This window comes from Brachybacterium avium, from assembly GCF_002216795.1.
Classification (GTDB): Bacteria; Actinomycetota; Actinomycetes; order Actinomycetales; family Dermabacteraceae; genus Brachybacterium; species Brachybacterium avium.
The window spans coordinates 2,544,610-2,562,100 of record NZ_CP022316.1 but is presented as its reverse complement, the minus strand read 5'-3'; the positions used below and the strand labels follow the sequence as shown (position 1 = coordinate 2,562,100).

The 17,491-nt window shown below is 70.5% G+C and carries 11 protein-coding genes; 9 read left to right on the top strand and 2 right to left on the bottom strand.

All coding sequences use genetic code 11. The features are described from left to right. Entirely contained in the window at window positions 1-1,035 is a 1,035-nt protein-coding gene (gene glsA, locus CFK39_RS11425; protein WP_089065570.1) for a glutaminase A, read from the bottom strand. Between the two features lie 53 nt (window positions 1,036-1,088). On the opposite strand from glsA, the gene CFK39_RS11420 reads away from it, so the two are divergent. The 5 genes from CFK39_RS11420 to CFK39_RS11405 all read left to right on the top strand — a co-directional run bounded on the left by CFK39_RS11420 (window position 1,089) and on the right by CFK39_RS11405 (window position 11,713). Continuing rightward, on the top strand, window positions 1,089-3,299 hold the full coding sequence (locus tag CFK39_RS11420) for an FAD-binding and (Fe-S)-binding domain-containing protein (protein WP_245822526.1): 2,211 nt from the start codon (window positions 1,089-1,091) through the stop codon (window positions 3,297-3,299). Continuing rightward, window positions 3,188-3,913 carry a heterodisulfide reductase-related iron-sulfur binding cluster gene (locus CFK39_RS16960; protein WP_245822525.1) on the top strand — a complete coding sequence of 242 codons (726 nt, stop codon included), beginning with the start codon at window positions 3,188-3,190 and terminating at the stop codon, window positions 3,911-3,913. The genes CFK39_RS11420 and CFK39_RS16960 overlap by 112 nt, the downstream gene beginning before the upstream one ends. A gap of 143 nt (window positions 3,914-4,056) precedes the next feature. After that, on the top strand, window positions 4,057-4,833 hold the full coding sequence (locus tag CFK39_RS11415; RefSeq protein ID WP_157697152.1) for a metal-dependent hydrolase: 777 nt from the start codon (window positions 4,057-4,059) through the stop codon (window positions 4,831-4,833). A gap of 249 nt (window positions 4,834-5,082) precedes the next feature. Then, a complete protein-coding gene (gene pulA / locus CFK39_RS11410) occupies window positions 5,083-11,181 on the top strand; it encodes a pullulanase-type alpha-1,6-glucosidase (protein WP_157697151.1) in 6,099 nt (2,032 codons plus the stop codon). Between the two features lie 160 nt (window positions 11,182-11,341). Continuing rightward, entirely contained in the window at window positions 11,342-11,713 is a 372-nt protein-coding gene (locus tag CFK39_RS11405) for a VOC family protein (protein WP_089065568.1), read from the top strand. A gap of 64 nt (window positions 11,714-11,777) precedes the next feature. On the opposite strand, the gene CFK39_RS11400 is transcribed toward CFK39_RS11405, so the two are convergent. Beyond that, window positions 11,778-12,209 carry an Lrp/AsnC family transcriptional regulator gene (locus CFK39_RS11400; protein WP_089065567.1) on the bottom strand — a complete coding sequence of 144 codons (432 nt, stop codon included), beginning with the start codon at window positions 12,207-12,209 and terminating at the stop codon, window positions 11,778-11,780. A gap of 149 nt (window positions 12,210-12,358) precedes the next feature. Between CFK39_RS11400 and CFK39_RS11395 the strand changes: the two genes are divergently transcribed. From CFK39_RS11395 to adh, 4 genes are all read left to right on the top strand, one after another. Beyond that, window positions 12,359-13,387, top strand: coding sequence for an ornithine cyclodeaminase (locus CFK39_RS11395; protein ID WP_089065566.1), 1,029 nt, complete (start codon window positions 12,359-12,361; stop codon window positions 13,385-13,387). A 1-nt stretch (window position 13,388) separates the two neighbouring features. Then, window positions 13,389-14,375: a citrulline utilization hydrolase CtlX gene (gene ctlX, locus CFK39_RS11390; RefSeq protein WP_089065565.1), complete on the top strand. Its 987-nt coding sequence runs from the start codon at window positions 13,389-13,391 to the stop codon at window positions 14,373-14,375. A 95-nt stretch (window positions 14,376-14,470) separates the two neighbouring features. Continuing rightward, window positions 14,471-15,820, top strand: coding sequence for a helix-turn-helix domain-containing protein (locus CFK39_RS11385; protein WP_245822524.1), 1,350 nt, complete (start codon window positions 14,471-14,473; stop codon window positions 15,818-15,820). A gap of 99 nt (window positions 15,821-15,919) precedes the next feature. Beyond that, window positions 15,920-17,443 (top strand): aldehyde dehydrogenase, encoded by a 1,524-nt coding sequence (gene adh / locus CFK39_RS11380; RefSeq protein WP_089065564.1) that lies wholly within the window; start codon window positions 15,920-15,922, stop codon window positions 17,441-17,443. Window positions 17,444-17,491: the final 48 nt, after the last annotated feature.

Below are 17,491 nucleotides of genomic sequence, written 5' to 3'. Positions count from 1 at the left end.
TCACGGGTGCGTGCCGACCTCCATCAGCTCCTGCGCGCACTCCTCAAGATCCCGGGGCTCCACCCCGTCGAGCATGTGCAGGGCGAAGTCGGTGCTGAGCCGTTCGAAGAAGAGGGTGCCGCGCACGGAGTTGCCGTGCAGGTCCAGCTGCGGGGCGTAGCTGGCCACCCCGAAGCGGGAGGGCAGGGCGGCGATGATCCCGCCGCCCACCCCGGACTTCGCGGGCAGGCCCACGTCGCTGACCCAGTCACCGGCGTTGTCGTACATCCCGCAGGTGAGCATCACCGAGAGCACCTGGCGAGCGGCGACCCGAGAGAAGACCTTCTCCCCGGTGAGCGGATTGGTGCCGCCGGAGGCCAGGGTCGCGGCCATCACGGCGAGGTCGGTGACGGAGGTGAGCACCGCGCAGCCCTCGATGTAACCGCCGACTACGTCGGTGGCGTCCTCGGTCATGGAGCCGGCGGCGCGGAGGATGTAGGCCAGCGCCAGGTTGCGGTCCGCACTCTTGAGCTCCTCCTGCCAGGTCTCGCGATGGGGCTCCAGCGGTCTGCCGGCGGCGGCGTCGAGCACCGCGCGCAGGCGCTGCGTGCGCTCGTCCTTGGTGGTGCCCAGCATCGCGTGAGTGCGGATCGCGCCGATGTTGACCAGCGGGTTCTTCGGCTTCTTGGTGACCGGGTCGAGGCTGAGGGCGTTGAACTCCTCCCCCGAGGGCTCCTCGTCCACGATGGTGTCGACGTAGTCCATGCCGTGCAGGTCGATCGCCGCCCCGTAGGCGAAGGCCTTCGAGATCGACTGCATCGGGAACTCGTGGTCGGTGCCGGCGCCGGTGATCTCCCCGTCGATGTCGCAGACCGCGACCCCGAGATGGTTCTCCTCGGCCCCGGAGAGGAAGGAGAGGTCGGGGATGTCGCCCTGGGTCTCCACATCGCCGGTGATGCCCCGATCCGGGGACACCGCGTCGGGCAGCTCGGGTGTCGTCGCGGTGGACAGTGCGGTGGTGAGTCGGTCGAGGTACGTGGTCAGTGCGCTCGTCACGCCCCCGACGGTACAGCCCGCAGACCCCTCTCCCTGCCGGGATACCGTGGGGCATGACCGTTCCGCCGCTGCTGGACACCGATGTCGTCGCCCGGCACACCCTCGCTCACGACGCCTCCCACTACCTGCTGCTGCCGGAGGCGGTGACCGCGCCCGCCGACGAGGCCGAGGTGGTGGCGCTGCTGCGGCAGGCGACGCTGGACCGTCGGCCGCTGACCTTCCGCTCCGGCGGGACGAGCCTGTCCGGGCAGGCGCAGTCGGACTCGGTGCTGGCCGATGTGCGCCGCCACTTCCGCCGGATCGAGGTGCTCGATGCGGGCGAGCGCGTGCGGGTGGGTCCCGGGGCGACGCTGCGGCAGGTCAATGCGCATCTGCTGCGGCACGGGCGGCGCCTCGGCCCGGATCCGGCCTCCGAGATCGCGTGCACGATCGGCGGGGTGATCGCGAACAACTCCTCGGGCATGGCGGCGGGGATCGCCGAGAACTCGTATCGCACCCTGGAGTCGCTGCGGTTCGTGCTGCCCTCCGGGACCGTCGTGGACACCTCTGCACCGGATGCGGATGCCCGCCTGCGGCGCGAGGAGCCCGCGCTCCACGAGGGGCTGCTGCGGCTGATGCGGCGGGTGCGGGACGATGCGGCGGCGACCCGCATCATCCGGGAGCGCTTCGCGCTGAAGAACACCATGGGCTACGGGATCAACGCGCTGCTGGACTTCGAGACCCCGGCCGAGGTGCTCGCCCACCTGGTGGTCGGCTCCGAGGGGACGCTCGCCTTCGTCTCCTCCGCCACCTTCCGCACCGTCGCGATCCAGAAGCACATCGCCACCGGACTGCTGGTGCTGCCCTCCCTCACCGCTGCGACCGCCGCCCTGCCCGAGGTGGTGGGGGCAGGGTTCGCGACCGCGGAGCTGATGGACGCCCGCTCGCTGATCGTCGCGCAGTCCCTCACCGGCGCCCCGCAGGAGATTCTCGGGCTCGCGGTCCAGGGCCACGCGGCGCTGCTGGTCGAGCATCGGGCCGACGAGGGCGAGGTGCTCGCCCAGAAGTCGGCCGACGCCTCCTCCCTCGCCGCCTCGCTCGACCTCGCCGCCCCCTTCGACATGACCACCGAGGCGTCCCGTCGCACCGCGATGTGGACCACCCGCAAGGGGCTGTATGCGGCGATCGCCGGGGCGCGACCGGCAGGATCCACCGCGCTGCTCGAGGACGTGGCGGTGCCGGTGCCGGAGCTCGAGGCGACCTGCCAGGGGCTGCAGGGCCTGTTCGACCGGCACGGCTACGACGAGTCGGTGATCTTCGGGCACGCGAAGGACGGCAACATCCACTTCCTGCTGAACGAGCATCTCGGGGGCGGCGGGGACCGGCTCGAGGCGTTCACCGAGGACATGGTCTCCCTGGTGCTGGGCCACGGCGGGAACCTCAAGGCCGAGCACGGCACGGGGCGGATGATGGCACCGTTCGTCCAGCGGCAGTACGGGTCGGAGCTGTACGGGGTGATGCGGGAGATCAAGGCGCTGGTGGATCCGGCCGGGATCCTGAATCCGGGGGTGGTGCTCACCGATGATCCCTCCGCGCATATGCGCGATCTGAAGCCGGTGATCGCCATCGAGGAGGAGGCGGATCGCTGCGTGGAGTGCGGCTACTGCGAACCGGTATGCCCCAGCAAGGACCTCACCCTGACCCCGCGGCAGCGGATCGTGCTGCGCCGGGATGCGAACCTCGCCGAGCAGCGCGGCGACCTCGCCACGGCGCGCGCCATCCGGGAGGCGTACGAGTACGAGGGGCTGCAGACCTGCGCGGTCGACGGGATGTGCGTGACCGCCTGCCCCGTCGACATCGACACCGGTGACCTGGTGCGACGGCTGCGGGCCGAGGAGGCGACCGCCGCCCCGAATGCGGCGTGGTCGGCGGCGGCCGGGAGCTGGGATCTGCTGACCCGGGGGCATCGGCCGCGATGGGTGCGGCGGGGGCGGTGCCGGCGGTGCTGCCGCGCGCCGCGACCGACGTGGGCCGGGCCCTGCTGGGCGCCGAGGCGGTGCCGCAGTACCGGCCCGAGCTGCCGCGCCGGGGAGGACCGGTGCGGCTCGCCGGCGGACGGGGACGGGCCTCAGCCGACGTCGCCGCCGTGTACCTGCCGGCCTGCGTGCACACCATGTTCGGCGCCGCGGAGGAGCCGCGCCGGGCAGGCAGCGGCGACTGCGGTGGGAACTGCGGATGCGGGACCGCGGACGAGGGCGCCGCCGCCGGGGTCCCCGCCGCGCTGAACCTGCTCGCCCAGCGCGCCGGGATGCGGCTCGCGGTGCCCGACGACGCCGCCTCGCTCTGCTGCGGCACCCCGTTCTCCTCCAAGGGCATGACCGCGGCGAAGGAGCGGATGCACGAGAAGGTGCGCACCACGCTCCTGGCGGCGAGCGACGACGGGCGGCTGCCCGTGGTCGTCGATGCCGCCAGCTGCACCGAGGGGATCCTCGAGGCGATGGCGGGCACCGACGTCGCAGTGGTCGATGCGATCACCTTCGTGCGACGCCACCTGCTGGACCGGCTCGAGATCGGCGAGCGCGCCGGATCCGTCACCGTGCATCCCACCTGCTCGACCACCCATCTCGGAGCGACGGACGACCTGGTCGCGATCGCAGAGGCCTGCGCCGCGGAGGTCGTGGTGCCGGTGGACTGGGGATGCTGCGGCTACGCCGGCGACCGCGGCATGCTGCATCCGGAGCTGACCGCCTCGGCCACCGCCGCCGAGGCGGCCGAGGTCGCCCGGCGGGAGACGGACTGGTACGTCTCCGCGAACCGCACCTGCGAGCTGGGGATGCAGGCCGCGACCGGGAAGAGCTACCGCCACGTGCTCGAGCTGCTGGCGGCGGTGACCGCGTGAGCGGGCGGTCGGCAGTCATGACCCGCCGGTAGTCTTCCCTGCGGCCCTCCTCCCCCGGCGACGTCCCGCGTCCCACCGGCGGCTTCGTCCGCTCCCTTCCCTGGTGAGGCTGCACAGACCGGCTCCCGAGGAGGACGATGCCCATGATGGGCGGACATCACGCGATCAGCGGCACCGCCGCCTGGATGGCCCTGGCCGGCACCGCCACCGTGCGCGGGCACGAGGCAGGTCTCGGGCTGTGGGACCTCAGCTCCGGGCAGGTGCTCGCCGGGGCCGTGGTCGCCACCGGTGCCGCCCTGCTGCCGGACATCGACCACCCCAGCGCCACCATCTCCCGCTCCGGGGGCCTGCTCACCAGGATGCTCACCCGCACCGTCAGCCGGGCGGCCAGGCATCGCGGGGCGACCCACACCTTGCTTGCCGTCGTCGTCTTCACCGCCCTGGCTGCGGTCGTCAACAGCCTCGACTGGCAGGTGCGGGTGCCCGTGCTCGGCGAGATCGAAGCCGGCGCTGCGCTGCTGGTCACGATCCTGTGCGCGCTCGGAGCCAGGGCGCTGAAGACGGTCGCGGGACGGCTGCTGCCCTGGGTGGTGGGCCTCATCGCCGGGCTGGTCGTCGCGGCCACCGCCCCGGACACCTCGATCTGGCTGCCGGCAGCGGTGGCCGTCGGCACGCTGACCCACCTGGTCGGCGATCTGCTCACCACCGACGGGATCCCCTTCCCCACCTGGCCGCTGACGTTCACGCCCCCGAAGCGGTTCGCCTCCCCGCTCTGGCAGCGCAGCGGGGACCTCGCGGTGCCGGTGCTGGGTGACGCCGGCAGCGCGCGCGAATGGCTGCTGTGCACGGTGCTGACGGGGTACGCCGTGCTCACCACGGCGGCGACCCTCGCCACAGCGCCTGAAGTCCTGGTGCTCTGACCGCCGGGAGCTCTGACTTCGCTCCGGACGCCCACTGCGATAGGTGCCGACAAGACTGAAAGTTCTTGCAGGTTTCGTCGACCCCCTTGAGCATGTGACCTGCTTTGCCTACGGTGGAAGTGGTGTTCGCCGCACAGCCGTGGCGGGCTCGATGAAAGTTCTTGCAGAATGGCCGACCCTCGTCGGCCCCTGCGCGCCCTGCGCGGTCGGCTCCCACCGACGCCTGTGCCCGGACGAAGGAGTCCCCGCATGCCGGTCCCCCAGCCTGCTCAGCTCACCCGTTCCCCCGCCCCCTCCCGTCTGCTGGCGGTGCTCACCGCGCTGCTCATGGCGACGGCGACGATCCTCGGCACCGCCCCGCTGGTCCATGCCGTCGGCCCGAGCCAGCCGGTGCTCACCGGTTCCCTGCAGGACGAGCTGGGCTGCGAGACGGACTGGGATCCCGCCTGCGAGGCGACCGCCCTCGCACCCACCGACGTGGCCGGGCAGTGGGAGTCCACCTTCGAGATCCCCACCGGGCAGTTCGAGCTCAAGACCGCGATCGGCGGCACCTGGGACCAGGCGTACGGCCTGGACGGCGGCGAGGAGAACATCCCGCTGGCCGTCGCCGCCCCCGCCCGCGTGACCTTCCGCTTCGACGAGGAGACCTCCCGGCTCTCGGTCGCACTGGCCGAGCAGGGCGGTGAGTACTCCGAGGAGGACGCCGAGCTGGCCGACGCCCCCTACCGCCACCCGGGAGGCGGCGAGATCTTCTACTTCGTGCTCACCGACCGGTTCGCCAACGGCGACCCCTCCAACGACACCGGCGGCATCGAGGGCGACCGTCTCGAGAACGGCTTCGACCCCACCGACAAGGGCTTCTACCAGGGCGGCGACATCGCCGGGCTGCACGAGAAGCTCGACTACATCGAGGGCCTGGGGATGACCTCGATCTGGCTCACCCCCTCCTTCACCAACAACCCCGTCCAGGGCGAGGGCGAGGGCGCAAGCGCCGGCTACCACGGGTACTGGGTCACCGACTTCACCACCATCGATCCGCATCTGGGCACCAATGAGGAGCTCAAGGCGCTGATCGAGGACGCCCACTCGCGCGGCATCAAGGTCTACTTCGACATCATCACCAACCACACCGCCGATCTCATCGACTACGAGGAGGGGCAGTACGACTACGTCGACCAGACGACCTCCCCCTACCTCGACGCGGACGGGAGCCCGGTGGACGTCACCGCGCTGGCGCAGTCCGCAGACTTCCCGGCGATGGATCCGGCGAGCTCGTTCCCCTACACGCCGGTGCGCCCCGCAGAGCAGCCGCGGATGGTGCCCGAGGCGCTGAACGACGTGACGATGTACCACAACCGCGGCAACTCGACGTGGGAGGGCGAGTCCGTCACCTTCGGCGACTTCGACGGCCTGGACGACCTCATGACCGAGGACCCTCGAGTGCTCGCGACGATGGAGGACATCTACACCACCTGGATGGACTTCGGGATCGACGGATTCCGCATCGACACCGCCAAGCACGTGGACTTCCCGTTCTGGCAGTCCTTCACCGACACCCTGGTCGAGCACCAGGGCGCGACCCCGGCGGGCGAGCAGTTCTTCACCTTCGGCGAGGTGTACGACGCCGACGCGCAGAAGCTCTCCCCCTACGTGCGCGAGACCGAGATGGACTCGGTGCTCGACTTCGCCTTCCAGTCCTCCGCCGCGAACTGGGCCAAGGGCTACACCGCGCAGGGCATGTCGGGCCTGTTCGCGGCCGACGACTACTACACGACGGCGGACTCCTCCGCCGCGGACCTGCCCACCTTCGTGGGCAACCACGACATGGGCCGTATCGGGAACCTGCTGTCCGGTTCCGACCGGCTCGCCGAGCGCACCGCCTTCGCGCACCAGACGATGCTGCTCACCCGCGGCCAGCCGGTGATCTACTACGGCGACGAGCAGGGCTTCGTCGGCGATGGCAACGACAAGGACGCCCGCCAGTCGATGTTCGCCAGCCAGGTGCCGTCCTATCTCGACGACACCCTCATCGACGGCAGCCCCTACGGCGACGGAGCGCACTTCGCCACCGGCACCCAGCTGTATCCGCTGATCAGCGAGCTGGCGAACCTGCGCTCCAGCACGCCTGCGCTCGCCACCGGCGCACAGATCGAGCTGTACGCCGAGGACGGCGCCGGTGTCTACGCCGTCGCCCGGGTGGACCGTGACGAGAAGATCGAGCACCTGGTGGCACTGAACAACGCTCCCGAGGCGCGCACCGTCACGCTCACCACCCTCACCCCGGGCGCGAGCTTTTCCTCGCTGTATGGCGACCATTCCGCGGTGACCGCCGCGGCCGACGGGACCGTCGAGCTCACTGTGCCCTCCCTCGGCGCCGTGGTGCTGGTCGCCGATGCGCCCGTGGCCGCCGCCGGTGACGCGCAGGCACTCGCCCTGACCCCGGTCGACGGTGGGAAGGTCGAGGGCCTCGCCCCGATCAGCGCGCAGGTCACGGCGGATCGCTGGGCGGAGACCGCCTTCAGCTACCGCCTCGCCGGGGAGGTCGCCTGGACGGCGCTCGGCACCGCGGAGGACGCTACCCCGCGCGTCTTCCACGACGTCGGCGCCCTGCCGGCCGGCACCCTGATCGAGTACCGCGCGGTCTCCACCGACGCGGCCGGGAACCGGGTCGCCGACTCCACCACCGCCGTCGTCGGCGCGGACCTCTCCGCTGCTGGCCCCGGCGAGGGCGCGGACGGGATCGATGCGGACTCCGTGACCGTGCCCGGCTCGCACAATGCCGCGATGGGCTGCTCCGGGGACTGGACGCCCGACTGTGAAGCCGCCCAGCTCACCCTCGATGCGGTCTCCGGGAAGTACACCGGGACCTTCGACATCCCGGCTGGCGATCACGCATACAAGGTCGCGGTCGGCGGCAGCTGGGACGAGAACTACGGCGCCGGCGGCGTGCCCGGCGGCGACGACCTCACCTACCATCACGAGGGTGGACCGCTCACCTTCTGGTACGACCCGGCCACCCATGTCGTGCAGAACAGCAGCCAGGGACCGCTGGTCACCCTGCCCGGGTCGTTCAACGCGGCGCTGGGCTGCCCCGAGGACTGGATGCCCGACTGCCTAGCCACGTGGATGCAGGATCCGGACGGCGACGGCATCTATACCTTCACCACCGACGCGATCCCCGGCGGGTCCTACGAGCTCAAGGCCGCCCACGGAGGATCCTGGGATGAGAACTACGGAGTGGACGGTGCCCGTGACGGCGCGAACCACTCCTTCTCCACCGAGGACGGTGAACTGGTGACCTTCACCTACGACCAGGCGACCCATCTGCTCACGATCGAGGCCTCCGCCTCACAGATCGAGGGCACCGGCAAGCAGCTCGGCCACTTCGTGGACGCCGGCACCATCGCCTGGCCCACGAATCTCGTCACCGAGGGTGCGGACACCCGCTGGGAGCTGTTCACCGCGCCCGAGGGCGGGATCGCGGTCGAGGGCGGCGCCGTCACCGGCGGCATCAGTCTGGGCGACCTGACCCTGCGTGACGGGCCCTTGGACGCCGCCGAGCTGGAGGGCCGCGCGCACTTGAAGGACTTCCTCGCGCTCGACCTGCCGGAGCTGGACCGCTCCGTGCTGGTGGAGGCGCTGCGCGGTGAGCTGACCGTGGTCCAGCACGGCCCGGACGGCATCGAGGTGCTCACCGGGCTGCAGGTCGCCGGCGTGCTCGACGCGCTCTACGCCGAGGGCGCCTCCGCCCAGGACCTCGGCGTGAGCTGGGACGGCGCTGTTCCCACCCTGTCACTGTGGGCGCCGACGGCGAAGAGCGTGACGCTGCAGCTGCACGGCCCGGCCGCGGACGCGGCAAGGAGAACCGCCGCCCCGACCGAGGTCGCGATGGAGCGCGGCGAGGACGGCGTCTGGAGCGCCGTCGGCAGCGAGGACTGGCTCGACCAGGCCTACACCTTCACTGTCGAGGTGTTCGTGCCCGAGCTCGGCGAGGTCACGACCAGCACCGTCACCGACCCCTACTCGGTGGGACTGACTCTGAACTCGCAGCACTCGGTGGTGCTGGACCTGAGCGATCCGCGCTGGGCGCCGGAGGTCTGGACCGACACCCCCGCCCCTGTGGTCGAGCAGTTCGCCGACCAGACGATCTACGAGCTGCACCTGCGGGACTTCTCCGCCGGGGACGAGGCCCTGCCCGGGTCCGTGCGCGGCAGCTACGCGGCCTTCGGCCATCCGGACTCGACCGGCTCGGCGCGTCTGACCGAGCTCGCCGAGGCGGGCATGACCACGGTGCACCTGCTGCCCACCTTCGACATCGCCACCATCGAGGAGGACCGGAACGCGCAGGTCGAGCCCGAGATCCCGGCCGACGCCGGGCCGGCCTCGACCGAGCAGCAGGCGGCCGTCATCGCCGTCGCCGACCAGGACGCGTACAACTGGGGCTACGACCCCTTCCACTTCATGAGCCCCGAGGGCTCCTATGCGACCGAGGGCCACCAGATCGGTGGCGAGCGCACCAGGGAGTTCCGCTCCATGGTGGGCGAGCTGCACGACATGGGTCTGCAGGTGGTGCTGGATCAGGTGTACAACCACACTGCCGCGCACGGCCAGGCCGCGACGTCCGTGCTGGACCGGATCGTGCCCGGCTACTACCACCGGCTCAGCCTCGAGGGCACGGTCGAGAACTCGACCTGCTGCTCGAACATCGCGACCGAGAACGCGATGAGCCAGAAGCTCATGGTCGACTCGACCGTGATGTGGGCCCGCCAGTACCACGTGGACGGATTCCGCTTCGACCTCATGGGCCACCACTCGGTGGAGAACATGCTCGCTGTGCGCGAGGCGCTGGATGGCCTCACCCTCGAGGCCGACGGGGTGGACGGGACGAGCATCTACCTCTACGGCGAGGGCTGGAACTTCGGCGAGGTCGCGGACGACGCTCGCTTCACCCAGGCCACGCAGGGCCAGCTGGGCGGCACCTCGATCGGCACCTTCAACGACCGGCTGCGGGACGCTGTCCACGGAGGCAGTCCCTTCGACACCGACAAGCGCACCATGCAGGGCTTCGGCAATGGGCTCGCGACGATGCCGAACGGGTTCTCGGAGGCCGGCCCCCAGGAGCAGCGCAGCGATCTGCGCCACCGCACCGACCTGATCCGCCTGGGGATGGCCGGGAACCTCGCCGACTTCGAGCTGCCGAGCTCCTCGGGCGAGGTGGTGCGCGGCGACCAGCTCGACTACAACGGAGCCCCGGCCGGGTACGCCACCCAGCCCGAGGAGACCGTGAACTACGTCGACGCGCATGACAACGAGGCGCTGTGGGACATGAACGTCTGGAAGCTCCCGCAGGACGCCCCGATGGATGTGCGGGTACGGATGAACACGCTGTCGCTGGCCACCGTCACGCTGGGTCAGTCCCCCTCGTTCTGGGCGGGCGGCACGGATCTGCTGCGCTCGAAGTCGCTGGACCGCGACAGCTATGACTCCGGCGACCACTTCAACACGATCGACTGGACGCAGCAGACGGGCGGCTTCGGCGAGGGACTCCCGCCGGAGGAGAAGAACGGCGAGGCCTGGGATCTGATGACCCCGATGCTCGAGGACCCGACGAAGAATCCCGCCCCGGAGGACATCGGGTTCTCCAGCGAGGTCACCCTGGATCTGCTGCGTCTGCGCTCCTCCTCGCCGTTGTTCACCCTCGGTGACGCGGACCTGATCCACCAGAAGGTGAGCTTCCCGAATGCGGGGCCGGAGGCGACGGCGGGATTACTGGTGATGCGGATCGACGACACCGTCGGGGCCGACGTGGACCCGTCGCTGGACGGTGTGGTGACAGTGTTCAACGCCTCCGGCGAGCCGATCAGCGAGGCGATCGACGGCATGGCCGGGCTCGATTACCAGCTGCACGAGGTGCAGGCAGGCGGCGCCGACGAGGTCGTCAAGGGTGCGAGCTGGGATGCCGGGACCGGGACGGTCACCGTGCCCGCACAGACCGTCGCGGTGTTCGTGGCCCCGCAAGCCGGTTCGCCCGAGGAGCCGGGCGGGTCCGGGGAGGATTCCGGCGACCCGTCGGGCCCCTCCACTCCTTCCGACCCGTCCGACTCGGCGGCTCCCCAGGAGCCCAGCGGCGATGACGACGCAGGGGGCGACGGCTCCACCGGCTCCGCGTCGACGGACGGACAGGCCGGGGCGAATGGCTCGGGCGACGGATCCTCCGATGACGCCGAGGCAGCACGATCGGGCGGCCCGCTCGCGCGCACCGGTGCCGAGCTGCTGCCGCTGGCGGCGATCCTCGTCCTGACCCTCGGCCTCGGGACAGCTATGGTCGCCCGAGCCCGGCGCGGCTGACTGGAGCCCGCCCGCTCACGCCGCACCGCCCCTTGTCGACACGCCCGTCCACACCACCGATCCCCTCCACGAACGGGGGATATCGGCGGTCTGGGCGGGCGTGTCGCGTCGGGTCCGACCTCGGTGGTGGATCTCGCCGAAGGCCGCGTAGCGTTCGCACATGATCACGTCAGTCGCCTCCGCCATCCTCTACGTCAGCAATCAGGACACAGCCCTGGAGTTCTACCGAGACACCCTGGGCTTCGAGGTCATCATGGACGCCGAAATGAACGAGGGGTCGCGGTGGCTCGAGGTGAAGCCCTCAGGCGCACAGACCTCCATCGTGCTGGCTGCCGCGGAAGCCTTCGACAAGCGACCCGGTGAGGGCGCGTTCTTGACGTTCGCCGCTGACGATGTGGCCGTGACCGTCGAGCAGCTCAGAGCGCGAGGTGCCACGACGTCGGACGTGACCTACGAGCCGTGGGGGACCTACGCGACCGTGGAAGCACCTGACGGGCACAAGCTCCAGTTCAACGAGCGCCCTCAGAACTGACCTGTCGGGGTCCACGCGTCAGGAGCACGTCGCCGGATCCCACCTCCGGGAGCGTGCGCGGCCCTCAGCGCAGCACGGAGCTCAGCAGCAGGCTGGTCTCGCTGTTGACGACGCCGTCGATCGAGCGGAGCCGGCGCAGCACGTCATCGAAGGCCGGCAGGTCGGTGCAGGCGATCTCGGCCACCAGGTCCCAGCCGCCGTTGGTGGTGTGCAGGGACTGGATCTCGGGGAAGCCGCGCAGGTGGGCGATGACGCGGTCGGTGCTGCGGCCCTCGACCTCGATGAACGAGGTGGCGCGCACGGTCGAGGCCTCGGCGTAGTCCCGCACCCGCACGGTGAAGCCGACGATCACCCCGGCGGCGGTGAGCTTGTCGATCCGACTGGTGATCGTCGCCCGGGACACCCCCAGCCGGGTGGCGAGGGTCGCGATCGGGGCCCGGCCGTCGTTGCGCAGGGCGGCGAGCAGGCGTTCGTCGAGGTCTGTCAGGCGCTCCATGCACATCATGCTAATACCGGCTGCACAGAACGCGCCCACACTTGGCAGAACTTCTGCATTTTCGCCATTCCGCCTGCCATCTGCGAACTCTAGGCTGGAAGCACCAGTGCCGGCGCTCCCGTCCGGCCCCGCACCCAGGAGGCGAGACGATGACCCAGCTGCTCGATGTCGCGAACATGGCCCGATGGATCCGGCGCGACGGCGCGGAGAAGATCCTGGTGCGCATGACCGAGTACCTGGAGCAGGACTTCCGCCGCTGGGAGAAGTTCGACAAGACCCCCCGGATCGCCAGCCACACCCCACTCGGCGTGATCGAGCTGATGCCCACCTCGGACGGCGAGCTGTACTCCTTCAAGTACGTGAACGGTCATCCCTCGAACCCGGCCCGCGGCTTCCAGACCGTCACCGCCTTCGGCGTCCTCGCCGACGTCGACAACGGCTACCCGACGTTCCTCGCGGAGATGACCCTGCTGACCGCGCTGCGCACCGCTGCGGCCTCCGCGATGGCCGCGAAGGTGCTGGCCCGCCCCGACTCCCGCACCCTTGCCCTGATCGGGGCCGGGTCGCAGTCCGAGTTCCAGGCGATGGCCTTCCGCGGGGTGCTCGGCATCGAGGATCTGCGGGTCTTCGACATCGATCCCGACGCGATCGAGAAGGTGCGCCGGAACCTGGAGCCGCTCGGTTTCCGGGTTCACGCCGCGACCTCGGTCGACGATGCGGTGACGGGCGCCGACATCATCACCACTTGCACCGCGGACAAGGCCGAGAACACCATCCTGGACGTCTCGCAGGTGCGTCCCGGCGTGCATCTGAACGCGATCGGCGGCGACTGCCCCGGCAAGACCGAGCTGGACGCCCGGATCCTCGAGCAGGCCGGGGTGTTCGTCGAGTTCACGCCGCAGACCCGCATCGAGGGCGAGATCCAGCAGATGGCTGCCGACTTCCCGGTCACCGAGCTGTGGGAGGTGCTCACCGGAGCCGCCGCGGGGCGCACCAGCCCCGAGCAGATCACCCTGTTCGACTCCGTCGGCTTCGCGATCTCCGACTTCGCCGCCCTGCGCTGCGCCCGGGATGCCACTGCCGGCAGCGCCTTGCAGGACGAGGTGGACCTGGTCGCCCAGCCCGATGACCCCAAGGACCTGTTCTCCCTGGTCGACGTCCTGGCACCGGTGAGCTGAGATGACCGGGCAGGCGCCTTCGCACGTCGTCCTCGTCCGCCCCCACCACTTCCACCCGAACCCGCAGACGGCGGCCGACAACGCCTTCCAGCATCTCCTGGACGCCCCTGCCGCGGAGATCGCGAGCCGGGCGGCGGCGGAGGTGACGGGCCTGGCCGAGGTGCTGGACACCGCCGGGGTGGGGGTCACCGTCATCGACGACGAGGGCACCACGACTCCCGACAGCGTGTTCCCCAACAACTGGCTGTCCACGCACGGTGACGGCACCCTCGCGCTCTACCCGATGTACGCCGTGAACCGCCGGACGGAGCGACGCGATGACGTCGTCGAGCACCTCCGCGAGCACTTCGCCGTGCACCGGGTGATCGACTACTCGGGCGCCGAGCAGGAGAACCGGTTCCTCGAGGGCACCGGAGCGATGGTGCTGGATCATGTCGCGCGCATCGCCTATGCCTGCCGCTCCCGTCGCGCGGACCCGGACCTGTTCAGGGCGGCATGTGCCGACCTCGGGTACCAGCCGGTGCTGTTCGATGCGTCCGACGCGGCCGGGGTGCCCGTTTACCACACGAACGTGCTGATGAGCGTGGGGACCGAGGTCGCGCTGATCGGTGCGGAGATGATCCGGGATTCCGCCCGACGGGACCAGGTGCTGGACTCACTGCGGGTCGGCGGCCGGGAGGTCGTGGAGCTCTCCGAGGCCCAGGTGCACGGCTTCCTCGGCAACTGCCTCGAGGTGCTCGGACGCCAGGGCCGGTTCCTGGTGATGTCGACGCAGGCCGCTACGCAGCTCACGCCCACGCAGCGCCGCCGGATCGAGCGCTCCAGCCCGATCCTCACCGTGCCCGTGCCCACGATCGAGGCGGCCGGCGGCTCAGTGCGCTGCATGCTCGCCGGGATCCACCTGTCTCCGCGGCAGGCGGAGGTCTCGCCCCAGCTGCCCAGCTCGAGCCCGAATACCCGCACCTCGGCAGCCCCGGCCGCGGTATAGCGGGACGGTTCGGCGCCGTTGCCTCGCCCGCGCGCGCGGGGTACGGTCAGCTCAGCTGTGACGCGAGCGACGACGAGGTGGATCGTGATCAACGCATGCCCTTCCGCACCGGCCCCCGTGAGCACGTCCGGATGACCGCCACCCGCTGGTCACCGACGGACTCCGCCTATCAGGCGCGACTGCTGCGCGCCCATGAGGACCTGCGGGCGGACGCCGAGCTGCGCGGCGACGGGAGCCTGATCCGCCCGCCGGTGCTCGCCTCGTGGCGCCGTTCGCTCGCCGCCCTGCCCGCCGGCACCGCCCGCACCGGGGTCGCGCTCGAGGGCGGCAGCCTCACCGAAGCGCGCCGCAGCCACCTGTTCTCCGTCGTGCTGCCGCTGCTGCGCTCCCGGCTGATCGATCCGGCCGTCGAGGCCGGGCTGATGGTCGCCCTCGGCGATGCGGACGGACGACTGCTGTGGGTCGAGGGCCGGCCCCAGCTGATCTCCCGCGCGGATGACATGGGCTTCGCCGCCGGCGCCGACTGGTCCGAATCCGTCATGGGCACCTCCGCCCCTGCTCTCGCGCTGACCACTGCCTCGTCGATGCAGGTGGTCGGCGCCGAGCATTTCCACGAGGCCGTCCACCCCTGGAGCTGCAGTGCGGTCCCGGTGCTGCACCCGCACACGCAGGAGACCCTCGGGGTCCTGGACGTCACCGGCAGCGCCGAAGCGGTCTCCCCGCTGGTGCTGCCGCTGCTCGAGGCCACTGCCCGGGCGGTGCAGGAGGAGCTGCGCTCACGGCTGCCCATCAGTGCCGCAGAGCTCGCAGGGAGCGCCACCTCCCGGCCACGGATCCTCCCCCGCTCCCCCACCGCCCCGGCGGAGCTGCTGCTCACCGGGAGCCGCACCCCGCTGCTGCGCCAGGGAGCGAGCAGCATCGAGCTCAGCGGCCGGCACGCCGAGCTGCTCACCCTGCTGCATCTGAACCCGGACGGCATCAGCGGCGGAGAGCTGGCGGAGCAGCTGCACGGGAGCACGACCGCCGAGGGCACGGTGCGCGCGGAGGTCGTGCGGCTGCGCAAGGTGCTCTCCGCCGTCCCCGGCCTGGAGATCGCGTCGCGTCCGTACCGTCTGCTGGGGCCGGTCGACAGCGATCTGCAGCGCGCCCGAGCAGCCCTCGAACGCGGTGACGTGGCCGCCGCCCTCACGCACTGCTCCGGTGACCTGCTGACGGGTTCAGAGGCTCCGGCGATCCGCCGGTGGGGCCGACGAATGGGGGCCCACCTGCGCGAACTGCTGCTGGAGAGAGGCACCACCGCCCAGCTGTGGCGCTACGCGCAGCGGCCCGAGGTGGAGGACGACCTCGAAGTGCTGATGGCGATCCTCGAGTTCGCCCCGGCCGACGCCCCGGAACGGTCGGCCGCGGTCGCGAGGGCCCGTGCGCTTCGCGGGGAGAGCGACTGACCCCGTCGGCCCCGCGCAACGTCCGTGCAACGTGACCTGGGTTACGGTGCGATGGAGCCGACGACGTCGTCGGCCCCGCACCGCAGCGAAAGGAACGCCATGACTGTCTACGCACGCCCCGGCACCGAGGGCGCGAAGGTCAGCTTCAAGCCCCGCTACGAGAACTTCATCGGCGGCCAGTGGGTCCCGCCCGTCAAGGGCGAGTACTTCGAGAACCCGTCCCCCGTGACCGGCGAGATCTTCACCGAGGTCGCCCGCTCCACCGCCGAGGACATCGAGGTGGCGCTGGACGCCGCCCACGCCGCGGCACCCGCCTGGGGGAAGACCTCGGTCGCCGAGCGTGCGGTGATGCTCAACAAGATCGCTGACCGCATCGAGGAGAACCTCGAACTCCTCGCCGTCGCCGAGACCTGGGACAACGGCAAGCCGATCCGGGAGTGCCTGAACGCGGACCTGCCGCTGGCGGCGGATCACTTCCGCTACTTCGCCGGTGCGATCCGGGCGCAGGAGGGCGCGCTCTCCCAGATCGACGACGACACGGTCGCCTACCATTTCCACGAACCGCTCGGCGTGGTCGGGCAGATCATCCCCTGGAACTTCCCGATCCTCATGGCCACCTGGAAGCTGGCCCCCGCGCTCGCGGCCGGCAACTGCGTGGTGCTCAAGCCCGCCGAACAGACCCCGGCCTCGATCCTGGTGCTCGCCGAGCTGATCGGTGACCTGCTGCCGGACGGCGTGCTCAACATCGTCAACGGCTTCGGGGCCGAGGCCGGCAAACCGCTGGCCTCGAACCAGCGGATCGCGAAGATCGCCTTCACCGGCGAGACCACCACCGGCCGCCTGATCATGCAGTACGCCTCGCAGAACCTGATCCCGGTGACCCTGGAGCTGGGTGGCAAGAGCCCGAACATCTTCTTCGAGGACGTCGCTGCGCAGAAGGACAATTTCTACGACAAGGCTCTCGAGGGCTTCGCGATGTTCTCCCTGAACCAGGGCGAGGTGTGCACCTGCCCCTCGCGCGCGCTGGTGCAGGAGTCGATCTACGACGGCTTCGTCGCCGACGGCATCGCCCGGGTCGAGGCCACGAAGCAGGGTGACCCGCTGAATACCGACACCATGATCGGTGCACAGGCCAGCAACGATCAGCTCGAGAAGATCCTCTCCTACCTCGACATCGGGAAGCAGGAGGGCGCGAAGCTGCTCACCGGTGGTGAGCGCGCCGACCTCGGCGGCCACCTCTCCGGCGGCTACTACGTGACGCCCACCGTGTTCGAGGGCGAGAACTCGATGCGCATCTTCCAGGAGGAGATCTTCGGCCCGGTGCTGGCCCTGACCCGCTTCAGCGACTACGACCAGGCGATCTCGATCGCCAACGACACCTTGTACGGGCTCGGCTCGGGCGTGTGGAGCCGGCAGCAGAACACCATCTACCGTGCCGGTCGGGCGATCCAGGCGGGCCGGGTCTGGGTGAACAACTACCACTCCTACCCGGCGCACTCCGCGTTCGGCGGGTACAAGTCCTCCGGCATCGGCCGCGAGAACCACCTGATGATGCTCGACCACTACCAGCAGACCAAGAACATGCTGGTCAGCTACTCGGAGAACAAGCTCGGCTTCTTCTGAGCCACGACAGCACCACCCCGACGGGCGGGTCGACCGGCATTTCTCCGG